Raw genomic sequence first — 16,130 nt, 5'->3', positions numbered from 1 at the left:
GGGCCACTTCGGTACGCCTGCCAGGTGCGGGAACGGCCGAACAGGCGCCGTTGACGAGCAACGGGCCTCATGTCAGCGTCGGTTCGCGCGGAACGACCGTGCGCGGTCCCGTCGGCACGGCGGGCGTCCGGGAGGGGAACCATCATGAGAAGACGCAGGTCCACGACGATTCCGGCGTTGGCGCTGGTGCTGTCCGGCGCGCTGCTCACCGCCGGGGCGGCCGCGCCCGCCCTGGCCGTCGGCAGCGGGCACTCAGGTGCGCCGACGACCGCCGAGGCGTTCCGGCTCCAGGCCGATCCGACGCCCGAGGAGCAGGAGCGTCTGAGGGAGATCGCGGGCGCGATCTGGACGCCGCAGCTGGCCGCCGGATGGAACATGAACGCCGAGGTCGCCGGGGTGCTCTCGCAGGCGACCGAACGCATCCTCCAGTGCTCGGAGGCGTTCGCCCTCGTCCCCCGGCCGCCGGGCTTCGTACCGGGCCTCGGGTATCTCGTCCAGTACTGGAAGAACCTGCGGGACTACTTCCTGGTGGTGAAGGACAACCGCACCTACCGTGCGTGCGTGGTCTCGACCGCCGCCTACTACCGCTCCATCATCGAGATGGCGTCCGCGGGCATCTGAGTCCGGACGGACGGGCTGCCGTACGGCCGTTACGTGCGGCCGCCCGTCAGGCGAGCGTCTTTTGCGGCTGGTCGGGGTCAGGGGTGTGGTGGCGGCCCACCGGGATCACCAGCGGGGTCCGGCTCACCGGGTCCGTGGCCACCTGGCAGCGGAGGCCGAAGACGTCCTCGACGGTTTCGGCGGTGATGACGTCGGCGGGCGCGCCTTCGGCGACGACGCTGCCCTTCTTCATCGCGATGACGTGATCGGCGTACCGGCAGGCCTGGTTGAGGTCGTGCAGGACCATCACGACCGTGCGCCCCTCGCGGCGGTTGAGGTCGACGACCAGGTCCAGGACGTCGATCTGGTGGGCGAGGTCGAGATACGTGGTCGGCTCGTCGAGGAGGAGAACCGGGGTTCCCTGGGCGACGGCCATGGCGATCCAGGCGCGCTGGCGCTGGCCGCCGGAGAGTTCGTCCACCGCGCGGTCGGCGAGGTCGGTGGTGCCGGTGGCGGCGAGCGCGTCGCGCACCGCCTGCTCGTCGGCCTTGGTCCACTGCCGCCACCACGTCTGGTGCGGGGAGCGGCCCCGGTTGACCAGGTCGATGACGGTGAGGCCCTCCGGGGCGACCGGGGACTGCGGGAGGATACCGAGCCGCTGGGCAAGCTCCCGGGTGGGGATGGTGTGCAGGGCGCGGCCGTCCAGGCTCACCGCTCCTTCGCGGGGGGCCAGCAGCCGGGCCAGGGCGCGCAACAGGGTCGACTTCCCGCAGGCGTTGGCGCCGATGACGGCGGTGATGCGGCCGGGCGGGACGGCCAGGTCGAGGCCGGAGACGACGGCCCGGCCGTCGTAGCCCAGGTGCAGTCCCTCGGCCCGCAGGTCGGGTTCGGCGGTGGTCATCGGTCAGCCTCCTGAGCCCGCGCGGTTGACGCGGATGAGCAGCCAGAGCAGCACCGGGGCGCCGAGCACTCCGGTGACGATCCCGACGGGCAGTTCGGTGCCGGGGATCAGTTCGCGTGCGAGGACGTCGGACGCGAGGACGACGAGGGCGCCGGTCAGTCCGCCGGCGAGCGGGGGCGGCCAGGCGGTGCGGCAGAGGCGCTGGGCGATCTGCGGGGCGGTGAGCGCCACGAACGCGACCGGTCCGGCGGCCGCCGTGGCGAAGGCGACCAGGCCGACGCCGGTGATCAGGACGGTGAGGCGCACGGTCTGGACCCGCGTGCCGAGCCCCTTGGCGACGTCGTCGCCGAGTTGCAGCGTACGCATCAGGCGGCCGATCAGGAGGGCCGCGGGCACCAGGACGAGGAGGGAGACGGCGAGCGGTGCGGCCTGCTGCCAGTCGCGGCCGTTGAGGTTGCCGACGAGCCAGCCGAGCGCGGCCTGCGCCTGGAAGCGGCCGCCCCGGGCGAGCAGGAAGTCGGTGATGCTGAGGCAGACCCAGGAGACGCCGATGCCGACGAGGATGATGCGGTAGCCGGTGGTGCCGCGCCGCCAGGCGAGCCCGTAGACCAGCAGGGCGCTGGTGAGGGCCCCGAGGAGGCCGAGAGCCTGGGTGCCGAGGCCGAAGTCCCAGCCCAGCACGATGCCCGCGACGACGGCGGTCCCGGCGCCCTGGGTCAGGCCGATCATGTCGGGACTGGCCAGCGGGTTGCGGGTCATCGTCTGGAACAGCGCCCCGGACATGCCGAACGCGATGCCCGCGAGCAGCCCGGTCATGGCGCGGGGCAGCCGCAGTTCCTGGACGACGAGGAGGGTGCCCGGGTCGCCGGAGCCGGTCAGCGCGCGGGCGACGTCGGTGAGGGGGATGCCGTACTCCCCGATGGAGACGTTCCAGCACAGGGCCAGGAACACGGCGAAGGCCAGCGCGGCGCAGACCGCGAGCTGCCGGGGGCGCAGGGTGCCGGAGACCGGCGGGAACGCGAGCCGGAAGGGGCGGGCGGCCGACTTCGCGGCCGGGCGCGACTTCGTGGGCAGGGTGTCGGTGGTCACGGTCATACCTCCGCGAGGCGGCGTCGGCGGACCAGGGCGATGAAGAACGGTCCGCCGATGAAGGCGACGATGATCCCGGCCTGCACCTCGACGGGCCGGGCGATCACCCGGCCGAGGATGTCCGCACTGAGCAGCAGACTCGCGGCGAGGGCGGCCGAGAGCGGCAGCAGCCAGCGGTGGTCCGGGCCGAGTCCGGCGTACTGGGCGAGGACCCGGGCGACGTGCGGGACGACCAGGCCGATGAAGACGACGGGGCCGATCACCGCGACCGCCCCGCCGGTGAGGAGGGTGATGGCGATGACGCCCTGGAAGCGGACGAGGCCGAGCTTGCGGCCGAGCGAGGCGGCCACGTCGTCGCCGAGGGCGAGGCTGTTGAGGGCGGGGGCGCTCGCCAGGGCGAGGAGGGCGCCGAAGGCCAGGAAGGGCAGGACGCGCAGCACGGTGGAGGCGTCCTGTTCGGCGAGCGAACCGGCCGACCAGAAGCGGTAGCGGTCCAGCGCGTGCGGGTCGGTGAGGACGATGGCGCTGGTCAGCGAAGTCAGGACGGCGGTGACCGCGACTCCGGCCAGGGCCAGCTTCACCGGAGTCGACCCCGAACGCCCCATCCTTCCCAGCAGATAGACGACGACGCTGGCGGCCATCGCCCCGGCGAACGCGAACCAGATGTAGCCGAGCAGCGAGCCGATCCCGGCGACCCCGGCGGCCAGCACGATGGCGAACGCGGCCCCGGCGCTCACCCCGAGGATGCCCGGGTCGGCCAGCGGGTTGCGGGTCAGCGCCTGCATCACGCAGCCGGAGAGGCCGAGCGCCGCGCCCGCCGCCAGGCCCAGCGCCGTACGCGGGATGCGCACGGACCAGATCACGTCCTCGATGCGGGGCCCGGTCGGCCGGCCGATGAGCGCCTTGAGCACGTCGCCGGGCGGGATCTGGAGCGCGCCGAGCCCGATCGAGAGCAGGCACAGCACAACCAGCACGGTGCCGAGCGCGGCCACGAGCAGGACGGGTCGCCATCGGGCGGGGCGGGTCACGGGGCTGGCTCCACGGTCCGGTTCCTCAGGGGTGGTTCGGCGGGGACGGACACCCGGGACGCGTCAGGACGGGTCAGGGCTCGTCAGAACGGGTCAGGACGGGTCAGGACCCGGGGTGGACGACCTTCGTGTCCGTCTTGCCGTCGACGGCGGCGGACAGCATCGGCACCAGGCGGTCGACGGTGTACGGGATGCTGAGCGGGGTGACGAAGGAGATGGCGCTGCCGAAGTGGCTGCTCTCCTTCACCATCACCTCGCGGCCCTCCTCGACCACGTCGAGCTTTCCGTAGAGCGGGTTGGCGTGGAGCTTCTTGGCGTCCTTGCCCGGGTCGGCGACGATCCAGACGGCGGCGTCCGTGTCGAGGAGGTCGGTGCGCTCCTTGCTGATGTTGGCGCCGAACGCGTCGCCGACGACCTTGTCCAGGCCGGCGGGCAGCTGGAAGCCGAGGCCGTTCAGCACCCGGGAGCGGTTGTCCTGCGAGCCGTAGACGTACATGCCCTCGTACGGGGTGGCCATGACGGCCGTCTTCCCCTTGAACTCGGGGTGCGCGGCGGCGGCGTCGGTGATGTGCTTCTCGGTTTTCGCGACCAGATCCGCGGCCTCCTCGCTCTTGCCGAGGGCCTTGCCGACCTGCGCGGTCTGGTCCTGCCAGGAGATGCCCCAGTCCGGGCCGTTCTCGGGCTGGGCCACGACGGGGGCGATCTTGGAGAGGGTGCGGTACTGGTCCTTGGTGAGGCCCGAGTACAGGGCGAGGATCAGGTCGGGGCGCAGGGAGGCGATCTTCTCCACCTGGGGTCCGGTGCCGTCGTCGTGCAGGACGGTGGGCCGGGGCTTGTCGCCGAGGGCCTTCTCGGCCCAGGGGCCGATGGCTCCCTTGAACTCGCCGAACCACTCGGTGGTGCCGACGGGGACCTTGCCGAGGGCGAGCACGGCGTCCTGGTCGGAGAGGCCGACGGTGACGATGCGCTGCGGCTCGGCCTTGAGGGTGGTGGCGCCGTACTTGTGGTCGAGGGTGACCGGGTAGGCGCCCTTGCGCGGGCTGTCGTCGGCGGACGGGGCGGCCGCGTCGCCGCTCTCGTCGGACCCGCAGGCCGCGGCTCCGAAGAGCAGCAGGGCGGACGCGGCCACGGCGGTCAGCCGGGTGCGCTGGAACAAGCGGAACATGAGCGATTCCTTCGGGGACGGTTGACGTGCCACGGGGAGGCGGGAACGGGGGGTGGTGGTGCGTGGGGTCAGGGGTGCGGTGCGGTGCGGCTGCCGGACCAGGCGCGCCACAGGGCCGCGTAGGGTCCGTCCGCGTCGCGCAGTTCGTCGTGGGGACCGCTCTCGACGACCCGGCCCGCCTCCAGCACGACGATCCGGTCGGCGGCGACGGCCTGGGTGAGGCGGTGGGCGACGACCAGGGCGGTGCGGCCGGACAGGGCGGCCTCGGCGGAACGTTCCAGGACGCGCGCGCCCGCGCTGCCCGCCTCGGCGGTCGCCTCGTCGAGGACGGCGAGGGCGGGGTCGGCCAGGACGAGCCGGGCGAGGGCCAGTTGCTGGGCGCGGGCCGGGTCGAGGCGGTGGCCGCCCTCGCCGACGACGGTGGCCAGTCCGTCGGGCAGGGCCTCGGCCCAGTCCAGGGCGTGTACGGCGGCCAGGGCGGTACGCAGGTCGGCGTCGGTGGCGTCGGGGCGGGCGAGCCGGAGGTCGTCGGCGAGGGTGCCGGTGAACACGTGGACTTCCTGGGTGACCAGGACGACCGGGCGTCGTCCGGTGGCCGCGGGGGCGGTGACCGTACCGGTGGTGGGCTGTTGGACGCCCGCGACGATCCGGGCGAGCGTCGATTTCCCGGCTCCGCTGGTTCCGACGAGCGCCACGTGCTCTCCGGGCTTCAGCGTGAGGGAGACCTCGTGCAGGACGGGGCGGCCGGGCCCGTAGGCGTGGCCGACCCCGTTGACGGTGACGGCGGCTGCCTCGGGTCCGGTGCGCTGCCTCGGCACGGCGACGGGCTCCGCCTGCCGGGTGAGGTCGGTGACCCCGACCAGCCGGGCGAGTCCGGCCGCCGCCGACTGGGCGTCGTCGAGCAGCACCAGGGCCGCGTTGACGGGCCCGAAGAGGCTGTGGAAGTAGAGGGCGGCGGCCGTCGCCGTACCGATCGACACCGCCCCGTCGCCCACCAGCAGGAACCCGGTGACGAGGACGGCGGCCAGCCCCATGTACTCGGCGATGTGGAGGCGTCCGTAGAAGCCCAGCACCAGGTTGACGCTGCGCATGGTCAGTCCGACGGCCTTGCGGGAGCGCTCGGCGGTGCGTTCGGTGTGCTGTTCCGCCAGCAGGTGGCCGCGTACGGTCACGGCCCCGCCGATGGTCTCCAGGAGCTGTTGCTGCTGGGCCCCGTTGGCGACCCGCTGGTCCGCGTAGAGGGTGACGGCCCGGCGCACGTACCAGCGCGCGGTGAGCAGCTGGACGGGGACCGCGAGGAGCGCGGCGAGCAGGAACCGTACGTCCAACAGGGCCATCGCGCCGAGAGTGAGGACGATCGCGAGGACGGAGCGGGCCATCTCGGGCAGCGCGGAGCGCACGGCCTCGGCCACCCGGGCGACATCTCCGGTGACGCGGGCGGTGAGGTCTCCGGCCCCGGCGCGCTCCAGCCGGTCGGCGGGGAGGTTCAGGGCGCGCTGGACGAACTGCTCGCGCAACCGGGCCAGTACGGTCTCGCCGAGGCGCGCGACCCGGGTCAGCCCGACCGTCGTGGTGAGGCCCTGGATCGCGGCGACCACGACGAGGAGGACCACGGGGAGGGTCAGGTCGGCGGCGGGGCGGCCGTCGGCGACGATGTCGACGATCCGGCCCAGCAGCGGCTGGACGAGGAGGCCGACCGCGGTGGCCGCGACCAGGACGCCGATGCCGGTCAGGGCGAGGCCCCGGTCGGGCCGGATCAGCGCGCGCAGGGCGGCCCGGGTGCGGGCGGCCGTGGCGACGGGGAGCAGTTCCCTGCCGTCGCCACCCTCGCCTATGCCCGAATTCTCCGCTGTCGTGGTCATGTGAGCACCGCCGTGCGGTAGACGGGATGGTCGCGTACGAGGTCCTCGTGCGGGGCCTCGGCGGCGATCGCGCCGCCGTCGATGAGGACGACGCGGTCGGTGGCGGCGAGCAGCGCGGGGCTGCTGGTGACCAGGACGGTGGTGCGGCCGGTACGGGCGCGGCGGATGCCCGCGGCGATCCGGGCCTCGGTGGCGGCGTCGACGGCGGTCGTCGGGTCGTGGACGACCAGGACGCCGCGGTCGGCGGCGAGCGCGCGGGCCAGGGCGACGCGCTGGCGCTGGCCACCGGAGAGTGAGCTGCCGCGTTCCCCGATCCGGCCGTCGGCGCCGCCGGACAGGGCGGAGGCGACCTCTTCGACGGCGGCGGCGTCCATCGCGGGGCGCGGGTCGGACCCGGCGGGCGCGGCGGCGGTGACGTTCTCCAGGAGGGTGCCGTCGAAGAGCTGGGCGTCGTGCTCGGCCACGAGCAGCGCGGAGCGCAGGGCGGCCGGGGCCAGTTCGGTGAGGGGTACACCGTCGAGTTCGACGCGTCCCCGGTCCGGGTCGCAGCGCCGGGCCAGGCAGCGCAGCAGGGTCGCGGCGTCGGCCGGGTCGGTGACGACGACGCCGAGGTGCTCACCGGGGCGGACGGTCAGGTCGAGGCGGTCGAGCCCGGCGTGGCCGAGGCCGCGCAGGCGCAGTTCGCCGGGGCCGGGAGCCGCCGGTTCGCCGGTGCCGCCGGTGGTCTCGCCGGGGGCGGCCAGCACGTCGGCGATCCGGGCGGCGGAGGCGCGGGCCTTGGCCAGCTCGGCGCCGACCCAGGCCAGCACGCCGATCGGGCCGGGGAGGAAGAGGGCGAGGCCGACGGCGGAGACAAGGGCGCCGAGGCCGATGGAGTCGCTGAGGACCAGGCGGCCGCCGACGAGGGCGACGAGCGCGATGAACGAGCCGGTCAGCGTGAGCATCAGGCCGGTCTGGAGGGCGGCGGCGCGGGCGGCCCGCACATTGGCCTCACGGGAGGCCTGGCTGGTGGCGCGGTAGCGGTCGACGGCGGCGTGCTCCGCCCGCAGTCCCTTGAGCACACGGACCCCGGCGACCAGGTCGGCGGCGACCCCGGAGGCGTGGGCGGCGCGTTCCTGTTCGGCTTCGCTGCGGTGCTCCAGGGGGCGGGCCAGGAAGTGGCCGAGCGCCATGAGGGCCGGGGCGCCGATCAGGACGAGGAGCCCGAGGGGCAGGGAGGCGCGGAGCAGGAGCACCGCGCCCGCTACGACGCCGACGACGGCGGCGATGCCGAGGGTCAGGGCCATGTTGACGGCCCCCACCCGGCGGGCGTCCTCGGTGGCCACGTTCACCAGGGCGCCGGGCGGCCGTCCGGCCTCCGCTCCGCCGTGCGGAGCGAGGACCCGGCGTACGACATCCAGGCGCAGGTGGTGCGCGGCCTGTTCGGCGGCGCGCTCACCGGCCCGGGCGCCGAAGCGGAAGCCGTAGGAGAGCATGGCGTAGACGACGGCGAGGACCACCAGCCAGAGGGCCAGCGCTCCCCCGTCGGGGCGGACGACGGCACGGTCGACGATCATCCCGATGAGGACGGGGACGAGGGCCTCGCCGATCTGGTGACCCGCGCCGAGCACCGATCCGACGACGACATCGCGACGCTGCCGTGCGACGGCGCGGCGGATGACACCGCGCCCGGCCGTATCAGCCCCCACTCACCTGCTCCTCAGTGTGTCGCGAACAGCGGAGGGGCACCTTTCGGCCACCCACCTCCAGACAAACGAAGGTAAGGCTAACCTGAATTCGATGCAGCCGGGAACCCTGGCCTCCGCAGGGCGGAATCCCCGATCCGGCGCTCCGGCCTCACACGGAGCCGGCGGCCCTGGCGGGCGTCCGCGCAGGCGACGTCGCGGCCCGTGACCACGAGCCGGCTGCCGCTTCGCCGGCCGGGCGGAGCGGCGGCGCGTAGCGCCTGAGCACTGCTCGGCTGCGCTCAGGCCCCGGCGAACGGGCCGTCGGACAGCGGATCGCGGGTCAGCGAGTCGTCGCTGAACGGCGTCGCCTGGTGGAAGTAGAGCCGCCAGCCCTCCGGGGCCAGCCGCCACAGGGAACTGCGGTGCGAGCGGAGCCCCTTGGACTCCGTGTCGAAGGTCAGGTGCACCAGGTCGGGGCAGAGCTGCGCCCCCCGCATCCGGGACGCGGTCAGCGGGCCGGGGAGCGGGGCGTCCTCCGCGGTCAGCGACGCGATGATCGTCTCCCGGTTCCAGAGCCTGCCGCTGCTGCCGATCTCCTGGAACTCGGGGTGCAGCAGCTCGGCGAGGAGACCGGCGCAGGCCCGCACCGCCGGGTCCAGCAGGCGGAGCTCGCCTTCGATGGCTGCGGCCACGGCGGGCGAGGGCTCAGACACGGGTCATCTCCACGAGTTTGGCCACGGTGTTCCAGTTACGGGTGGTGGCGGTGAGGCCCTTGGTGTGGCGGGGGCGCCCCAGGGCGTCGGCCAGCTTGGAGCGGCCGAGCCCGTCGGGGGCGTACAGATACAGGCAGCGGTCGCCGAGCCGGAACTCCTCCGGCAGGAAGGCGGGGGCGTCGAGGTCCGCGAAGCGGTCGGCGTCCACGGGCCGGTCGAAGTAGGTGACATGGAGCTGCTTGCCCGCCAGTTCGGCGGCGGGGAAGGGGCAGGCGTCGGCGACGGCCGCGAGATAGCCGCTGTCGCGGACGAGGCAGTCGACAGCGAACCCGAACCGCTGGTGCAGGGCCTTTCGCAGGTCGGCGGCGACGGCGTTCTCGTCCTCGTGGTCGCTGCGGAAGACGGCGTTGCCGCTCTGCAGATAAGTGGCGATGCCGGTGTGACCCAGCCCGGTGAGCACGTCGCGCAGTTCGGGCATCGGGACCCTTCTGCTGCCGCTCACGTTGATCCCGCGCAGCAGTGCCGCGTACGTCGTCGTCATGGCCACCCACCCTAGAACGATCCCCGCGCACACCGCGGCCGCCGCGCCCCGTGGGGGGAGAGCGCGGCGGCCACGGTGACTGGAGAGCGAGGGCCGCTGGTCGCCGTCCGCGGACGAGGCGACGGCGATCGCTTCGAGGGCCCGGGCGGGCGAGCTCCGGCTCGCGTCGCCGGACTCGTTGCAACAGTCCAACGGCTCCGCTCGGCAGGACAGTTCGGCCTAGCTCTTCGTGTTGACCTCGGCCTTGACTTCGGCATCGGCTTCGGCATCGGCTTCGGCATCGATCTCGGCCTCGATGAGGTCGGCGGCGCGCGGCGTGCCGCCTTCCCTCACCATCTGCTCGCGCAGCCGCGCGCACCGGGCGGCCACCTCGGGGTCGTCCACCAGGGCGAGCACCGCCCCGGCGAGGCTCGTGGCGTCGGCGTCCTCCATCGGGAGGTGCCGGGCCACGCCGAGCGACTGGAGCATGTCGGCGTTGCCGAACTGGTCGACGGCCTGCGGGACCGCGACCATCGGGGTGCCGGTGGCGAGCCCTTCCTGACTGCCGCCCGCCCCGGCGTGGGTGATGAAGGCGTCCGCCTGCCGCAGCACGGACAGCTGCGGCACCCACCGACGCACCTCGACATTGCCGGGCACGTCACCGAGCTCCGCCGGGTCGACGTGTGCGCCGATCTGGAGCACCACATGCCAGCCGGGCCGGTCGCCGAAGGCCGTGACGCACTCCCGGTAGAAGGCGGGCTGCTTGGTGAACGAGGAGCCCAGCGAGACCAGCAGCACCTTCTCCGCACCGGGGGGCCGCCGCCACTCCCCCTGGTCGGCACGGTCGCCCTGGCAGGCGCCGACGAAGGTGTACATCTCGCGGTTGACCCGGTCGGCGTTCGGCTGGAGCGCCTCGGGGATCAGGACGAGGCCGCGGCGCGGGCGGGCCACGAAGTCGTCGGAGGAGACATGGCCCAGGCCGTTCTCGGCGAGCCAGCCGTCGAAGCGCGCGTAGTACGCCTTGCCGCGCCCGGTCTGCTTCAGCTCGGCGGTCATCGGCTCACCGACCTCCTTCTCGTACCCCTCCCAGGGCACGAGGTTGGGCCAGAGGGAGACGGCGGGGACGCCCCAGCGGTGGGCGAGGACGCGGGCGGGATAGGAGGTGATGTCATGCAGGACGAGATCGGGCTCGTCGCCCGCGAAGGCCTCGGCCAGCTGCGGGAGTGCCCGGATCGCGTCGTTGAGGAAGGGTTCGATGTTGTCGATCAGCTCGGTGCCCCAGGCCTCGGGGTCCTCGTCGGTCGGCAGGGTCGAGGTGTAGATCACGGGCTCGGCGCCGGTGGCGGCGACCTTCTCGGCGAAGGAGGCCGGGATGGCGTAGCTGACACGGTGTCCACGGTCGACCAGTTCGCGGATGACGTCGAGGCTCGGGTTCACATGTCCGTGGGCGGCGATGGAGAACATGGCGATGTGGGCACGCGGGGATTCCGTCATACCGGCACCGTAAACGAGACGAGACGTCTCGTGCAATCTGTTTCCGTCCCCGCTCCCTTTCCCCCCTCAGCGCTGGTAGCGCGCCAGCACCCTGTTCCCGTCGTCGACCAGCCGTTTGCGCAGTTCACCGATGTCGATCGCGCCGCTGTAGAACTCCTGGAGGGCGGGGGTGGCCACCTTGTCCTTCCATTCGGGATAGCCACGCACACTCTGGGCGGGCGCCGGGCGCAGCCCCCGCGCCAGCGCGGTCCCTACGTTCCAGCCGTGCTCGGCGGTGTGCAGCGAGGGGTCGGCCAGCGCCTCGGTACCGGTCGGCAGCATCCAGTCGCCCCGGGCCAGTCGCACCATGTTCGGCGGCCGCAGGAGGAAGTCGATGAAGGCCACGGCCTCCTTCTTGTGCGGGCTGTCCTCGGCGACCGACAGCGTCTGCGGGCTCACCCCCTGGGTCGGCCCGCCCGCACCCGCCGGTGCCGGCAGAACCGTCCAGTCGAACCCCTCGGGCGCCTGCTGGATGATCTGCTGGCGGTACGAGAACCCGAGAGGCACCATCGCGTACTTGCCGCCGAAGAAGCCGGGCAGGGAGTCCGACCCGCCCATGCCCAAGGCGCTGCGGGCAGCGCTGCCGTCGGTGTTGACCTGGTCGTGGATGGTGCCGGGCACCACCCGGTCGCCCTCCTCGAAGCGCAGGACCGCCTTGCCGTCGTCGTCGCGGTGGAAGAGCTGCCCGCCGCCGGACAGGCCCAGGTTGAGGGTGACGGAGACCGGCTCCTTGAGCGGCCAGGCGATCCCGTACCGCCCCTTGCCCGTCAGCTCCTTGGTGACCCACCGGAACTCCTCCCAGCTCCAGGGGTCCTCAGGGGTCGGGATGCGGACGCCGGAGGCCTTCAGCAGCTTCGTGTTGGCGATCAGGACCCTGGGCTCCTGGAGGAACGGCACGCCGTAGACGCCCTCGCCGAAGGTCGTGGTGCGCCAGGACTGTTCGGGGATCTCGGCCTTGAGACGGGCCGGGAGGAGGGGGCCCAGATCGGTGAGATAGCCGCCGTACGCGAAGTCGGCCAGGTCGTCGGATGCGTCGTGGATGATGTCGGGCGCCTCGCCGCCCTCGAAGGAGGTGAGCAGCTGGTCGTGGACGCTGTCCCAGCTGCCCTGGACGTAGTCGACCTGGACGCCGGGGTGGGCGGCGTTCCACTCCTTCACCAGCTGCTTGTTGGCGTCGACGGACTCCTTCTGCCAGGCCAGCGACTGGAACCGCAGCCGGATGGTGCCGTCCGCGTCCCGTCCGTCGTCCCCTCCGCCGGAGCAGCCGGTGAGCAGGAGAGCCAGTACGACGGCGGCCGCGGCGGCCCGCCGGGCCAGGGCAGCCCGCATCAGCCCCTCACCGCCCCGGCCGTCATGCCGCCGGTGATCCGGCGCTGGATGAAGGCGAAGAGGACCAGGGAGGGCAGTGTGGCGAGGAACGCGGCGGCCGCGAGCGGCCCGAGGTCGGCCACGCCCTCCGCGCCGAGGAAGTGGGTGAGGACGACCGGCAAGGTCTGTTTCTCCGGGGTCTTGAGCAGGACGAGCGCGAAGAAGAACTCGTTCCATGCGGTGATGAACGCGAACAGGGCGGTGGCGACGATCCCCGGCGCGAGCAGCGGGGTGACGACCGAGACGAGGGTGCGCACCCGGCCCGCGCCGTCGACGGCGGCGGCCTCCTCCAGCTCGGCGGGCACCGCGCGCACATAACCGGCGAGCATCCACAGGGCGAAGGGCAGTGACCAGACGACGTAGACCAGGATCAGCCCCCACAGGGTGTTGATCAGATGCAGGTTCTTGAGCACCAGGAAGAGCGGAATGATCACCAGGACGAACGGGAACGCCTGGCTGACCACGACCCAGCCGGTCGCGGCGGTGGCGAGCCGACCCCGGTGGCGGGCCATCACATAGGCCATCGGGGTGGCGATGACGACGGCGATCAGGGCGGCGGAGACGGCCGCGATCAGCGAATTGGCCGCCGCCTGGAGCAGCGGCTGCTCGTCGAAGGCCTGGCGGAAGTTGTCCAGGGTGGGCTGCTCGGGAATCCAGGTCGGATGCAGCGAGCCCAGTTCGCGGGCGGGTTTGAAGGCGGTGGAGAGCAGCCAGAGGAACGGGAGGGCGAGGAAGACCAGATAGGCCAGGAGCGCGAGGTACTGGCCGGCGCGCGCAGCGCCGCTGGTGCGCAGCCCGGCCGGCTCCCGCCCTGCGGACCCTCGCCTCATCGCTTCTCGCCTCATCGCTCCTCGTCTCCTCCGTTGAGCCGGCCGACGAGGAAGAAGGCCAGGAGCACGGAGACCACCGCGACCATCACACAGCCCATAGCGGCGGCGTAGCCGAACTGTCCGTAGCGGAAAGCCTCTTCGTACGCGAAAAGCATCGGCAGCCGGGTCCGGCCGCCGGGCCCGCCGCTGGTCAGCACATAGACCAGGGCGAAGGAGTTGAAGTTCCAGATCAGGTTGAGGGCGGAGATGGCGAGGGCGATGGGCTTGATCGCGGGCCAGGTGACCGTACGGAACCGGCGCCAGGCGCCCGCTCCGTCCAGGGCCGCCGCCTCGTGGAGTTCGTGCGGGGTGTTCTGGAGCCCGGCGAGCAGGGCCACGGTGGTCTGCGGCATGCCCGCCCAGATGCCGACGAGGATCACGGCGGGCAGGGCGGTGGCGAGACCGGTCAGCCAGTCCCGGCCGTCGCCGAGGCCGAGGTCGCGGATGGTCTCGTTGAGGATGCCCGCGTCGGGGTTGTAGACGAGCCGCCACATGATGCCGACGACGACCTCGGGCATCGCCCAGGGGATGATCGCCAGAGCTCTGGCCAGCCAGCGCATCCGCAGGTTCTGGTTGAGCAGCAGGGCGAGGCCGAGCGCCAGGAGAAACTGCGGGACGGTGACGCCGACCGCCCAGAGCAGGCCGATCCGGAACGAGTCCCAGAACAGGGTGTCGTGCAGCAGGTCCTGGAAGTTCAGGGTGCCGATCCACTGGGTGGAGCGGGTGCGACCGGACTGGGCGTCGGTGAAGGCGAGCCCGATGCCGTAGAGGAGCGGCCCCACACTGAGGATCAGGATGGGGAGGAGAGCGGGCAGCACCAGGAACCAGGCGGCGCGGTCGCCGAACACCCTCCGCCCCGGGGTTCCCGGCCGCCCGGGCCGCTTCGCCGCGGTCACCGATGTCACGAAGGAGACCTCTCTGTCTCTTATGCCACTGATGCACCTGATGCACCTAAGACACCTGAGGCGGACGTCGTTCCCTTCCGGCCGACCGTGAGCCTTCGTCATCGTGCTGACGGCCCGTCGGTTCGTCAAGGGTGGTCCCCGGAGATGCGAAAATCGCACCCATGGACGAGAAGCGTGCGCGTGAGGTGCTGACGGCTGCCGGGCTCCCCGGCACGGCGGAGCTGCTCGCGCTGGGCGAGAACGCGGTGTTCGCCGACGGGGACCTGGTGATCAAGGTCGGGCGGGACGCCACCGGCCACCCCGAGCTGCGCGAGCGGGCCGAGCGGGAGGTGGCCCTCGCCGACTGGCTGGCCGCCTCCGGCGTCCCGGCCGTCCGCGCGGCCGAGCACCGGCCCCGGACGGCCGACGGCCACCCGGTGACGCTCTGGCACCGGCTCCCCGACCCCGTACGCCCCACCGAGCCACGCGACCTCGCACCGCTGCTGACCCTGGTGCACGCGCTGCCCGCCCCGGCGGACTTCACCCTGCCGTGCCGCGAGCTGCTGGGAGGTGTGGAGCGGTGGCTGACCCTGGCGGGCGACGCGATCGACCCGGCCGACGCCGACTACCTCCGCGAGCGCCGCGACGGCTTCGCGGCCGCGGCCGTCGCCCTGGTCCCCCATCTGCCGCCGGGCCCGATCCACGGCGACGCGCTCCCGCGCAACGTCCACGTCGGCCCCGACGGCCCGGTCCTGGTCGACCTGGAGACGTTCTCCGCCGACCTGCGAGAACACGATCTGGTGGTCCTGGCCCTGTCCCGCGACCGCTACGCCCTCGACCCCGCGGCCTACGACGCCTTCACCTCCGCGTACGGCTGGGACGTACGGGAGTGGGACGGCTGCGCGGTCCTGCGGGGCGCCCGCGAGACGGCCAGTTGCGCCTGGGTCGCCCAGCACGCCCCGGCCAACCCGAAGGCGCTGGCGGAATTCCGCCGCCGCGTGGCCTCGCTGCGGGACGGCGATCCGGAAGTGCGGTGGTATCCCTTCTAGGCTTGTACACGCCGGCTCACCCCGGAGGGTCCGCGATGGCTGGGGCGTACGAGGAGCGTGGGCCCCTCAGTGCGCTTCCGGCCAGTTCGTGTCCTGCCATCCCCCTGAACGGAGCCCGTACGACACCGCGGGCGCCGGCTCACCGCCCGCGCGGGATCACCGGCCAGGACGGCTCGACCACGGCCGCCGGGTCGGCGCTGCGGCGCAGATAGGCCTGCAGGGAGGCCGACTGCTCGGCGGCCGCCCGGATCTGGAGGGCGTGCAGCTCGGCGGGGGGCAGGGTGCCGACGGGGCGGTGCCGCTCGCCCATCCGGCGCACCACGCGCACGGCGGCCACCGCGTCCGCCGTCGCGTCGTGGGCCCCGTCGAGCGTCACCCCGTAGTGGTCGCAGAGCGCCTGGAGGGCGCGCTTGCCCTTGCGGTACTTGTCGACGTGCTTATCGATGACCAGCGGATCGATGACGGGCGACGGCGCCCCGCCCACCCGGTCCTCGACCGACGGCAGTCCGTACCTGCGGCATTCTCGGTCCAGGAGCGAGAGGTCGTAGCGGGCGTTCATCACCACCAGCGGGACGTCCGAACGCAGCACCTCGGATACCGCCCGGGCGATCTCCTCGACAGCCGAGGCCGCCCGGGCGCCGTGCTTGCGGGCGTGGTCCGTGCCGATCCCGTGGATCGCGGAGGCCTGCTCCGGTATCGCCACCCCCGGATCGAGCAGCCAGGTCCGCTGCTCGGCGACCGTGCCGTCCGGCTCCAGCCGGACGAGTGCGGCGGTGACGATCCGGTCGGTCTCGACGTCGGTCCCCGTCGTCTCCAGGTCGAAGCCGACCAGTGTTCCCCGGTGCCAGCTCATCCGGATACCTCCTTCGTGGTGCGCTCCCC

At 73.0% G+C, this 16,130-nt stretch carries 15 protein-coding genes; 2 read left to right on the top strand and 13 right to left on the bottom strand.

The genetic code is table 11. The features are described from left to right. Positions 1–144: 144 nt before the first annotated feature. Positions 145–621 (top strand): hypothetical protein, encoded by a 477-nt coding sequence (locus RI138_RS27630; RefSeq protein ID WP_096626192.1) that lies wholly within the window; start codon positions 145–147, stop codon positions 619–621. A 46-nt stretch (positions 622–667) separates the two neighbouring features. Here the strand turns inward: RI138_RS27630 and RI138_RS27625 are convergent, their stop codons facing one another. The 12 genes from RI138_RS27625 to RI138_RS27570 form a co-directional block, all read right to left on the bottom strand. Beyond that, on the bottom strand, positions 668–1,501 hold the full coding sequence (locus RI138_RS27625) for an ABC transporter ATP-binding protein (protein WP_311122063.1): 834 nt from the start codon (positions 1,499–1,501) through the stop codon (positions 668–670). A 3-nt stretch (positions 1,502–1,504) separates the two neighbouring features. Next, positions 1,505–2,596 (bottom strand): FecCD family ABC transporter permease, encoded by a 1,092-nt coding sequence (locus tag RI138_RS27620; RefSeq protein WP_096626188.1) that lies wholly within the window; start codon positions 2,594–2,596, stop codon positions 1,505–1,507. After that, a complete protein-coding gene (locus tag RI138_RS27615; protein WP_311122062.1) occupies positions 2,593–3,618 on the bottom strand; it encodes a FecCD family ABC transporter permease in 1,026 nt (341 codons plus the stop codon). Before RI138_RS27615 ends, RI138_RS27620 begins: the two co-directional genes overlap by 4 nt. Before the next feature lie 103 nt (positions 3,619–3,721). Next, positions 3,722–4,783 (bottom strand): ABC transporter substrate-binding protein, encoded by a 1,062-nt coding sequence (locus RI138_RS27610; protein WP_311122061.1) that lies wholly within the window; start codon positions 4,781–4,783, stop codon positions 3,722–3,724. 68 nt (positions 4,784–4,851) lie between these two features. After that, on the bottom strand, positions 4,852–6,645 hold the full coding sequence (locus RI138_RS27605; RefSeq protein WP_311122060.1) for an ABC transporter ATP-binding protein: 1,794 nt from the start codon (positions 6,643–6,645) through the stop codon (positions 4,852–4,854). After that, a complete protein-coding gene (locus RI138_RS27600) occupies positions 6,642–8,333 on the bottom strand; it encodes an ABC transporter ATP-binding protein (protein WP_311122059.1) in 1,692 nt (563 codons plus the stop codon). The genes RI138_RS27605 and RI138_RS27600 overlap by 4 nt, the downstream gene beginning before the upstream one ends. Positions 8,334–8,611: 278 nt before the next feature. Next, positions 8,612–9,025, bottom strand: coding sequence for a nuclear transport factor 2 family protein (locus RI138_RS27595; protein WP_096626178.1), 414 nt, complete (start codon positions 9,023–9,025; stop codon positions 8,612–8,614). Beyond that, on the bottom strand, positions 9,018–9,566 hold the full coding sequence (locus RI138_RS27590; protein WP_311122058.1) for a DUF1697 domain-containing protein: 549 nt from the start codon (positions 9,564–9,566) through the stop codon (positions 9,018–9,020). Before RI138_RS27590 ends, RI138_RS27595 begins: the two co-directional genes overlap by 8 nt. Before the next feature lie 219 nt (positions 9,567–9,785). Then, positions 9,786–11,039 (bottom strand): macrolide-inactivating glycosyltransferase, encoded by a 1,254-nt coding sequence (mgt, locus tag RI138_RS27585; RefSeq protein ID WP_311122057.1) that lies wholly within the window; start codon positions 11,037–11,039, stop codon positions 9,786–9,788. 66 nt (positions 11,040–11,105) lie between these two features. Further along, positions 11,106–12,407 carry an ABC transporter substrate-binding protein gene (locus tag RI138_RS27580; RefSeq protein ID WP_311122056.1) on the bottom strand — a complete coding sequence of 434 codons (1,302 nt, stop codon included), beginning with the start codon at positions 12,405–12,407 and terminating at the stop codon, positions 11,106–11,108. Beyond that, the gene (locus tag RI138_RS27575; protein WP_311123033.1) at positions 12,407–13,276 is read right to left on the bottom strand and encodes a carbohydrate ABC transporter permease; all 870 of its coding nucleotides are present in this window, start codon (positions 13,274–13,276) and stop codon (positions 12,407–12,409) included. The genes RI138_RS27580 and RI138_RS27575 overlap by 1 nt, the downstream gene beginning before the upstream one ends. 11 nt (positions 13,277–13,287) lie before the next feature. Continuing rightward, on the bottom strand, positions 13,288–14,220 hold the full coding sequence (locus tag RI138_RS27570; RefSeq protein ID WP_398863854.1) for an ABC transporter permease subunit: 933 nt from the start codon (positions 14,218–14,220) through the stop codon (positions 13,288–13,290). A gap of 161 nt (positions 14,221–14,381) precedes the next feature. On the opposite strand from RI138_RS27570, the gene RI138_RS27565 reads away from it, so the two are divergent. Further along, positions 14,382–15,248 (top strand): phosphotransferase enzyme family protein, encoded by an 867-nt coding sequence (locus RI138_RS27565; protein WP_311122055.1) that lies wholly within the window; start codon positions 14,382–14,384, stop codon positions 15,246–15,248. Positions 15,249–15,387: 139 nt separating this feature from the next. Here RI138_RS27565 and RI138_RS27560 read toward each other — a convergent pair whose 3' ends face one another. After that, positions 15,388–16,101: a 3'-5' exonuclease gene (locus RI138_RS27560; protein ID WP_311122054.1), complete on the bottom strand. Its 714-nt coding sequence runs from the start codon at positions 16,099–16,101 to the stop codon at positions 15,388–15,390. Positions 16,102–16,130 lie beyond the last annotated feature (29 nt).

Origin of the sequence: Streptomyces durocortorensis, assembly GCF_031760065.1 — a bacterium.
In the GTDB taxonomy this organism is placed as follows: domain Bacteria; phylum Actinomycetota; class Actinomycetes; order Streptomycetales; family Streptomycetaceae; genus Streptomyces.
The sequence above is the reverse complement of the archived record's forward strand: the minus strand, read 5'-3'. Positions and strand labels throughout refer to the sequence as shown.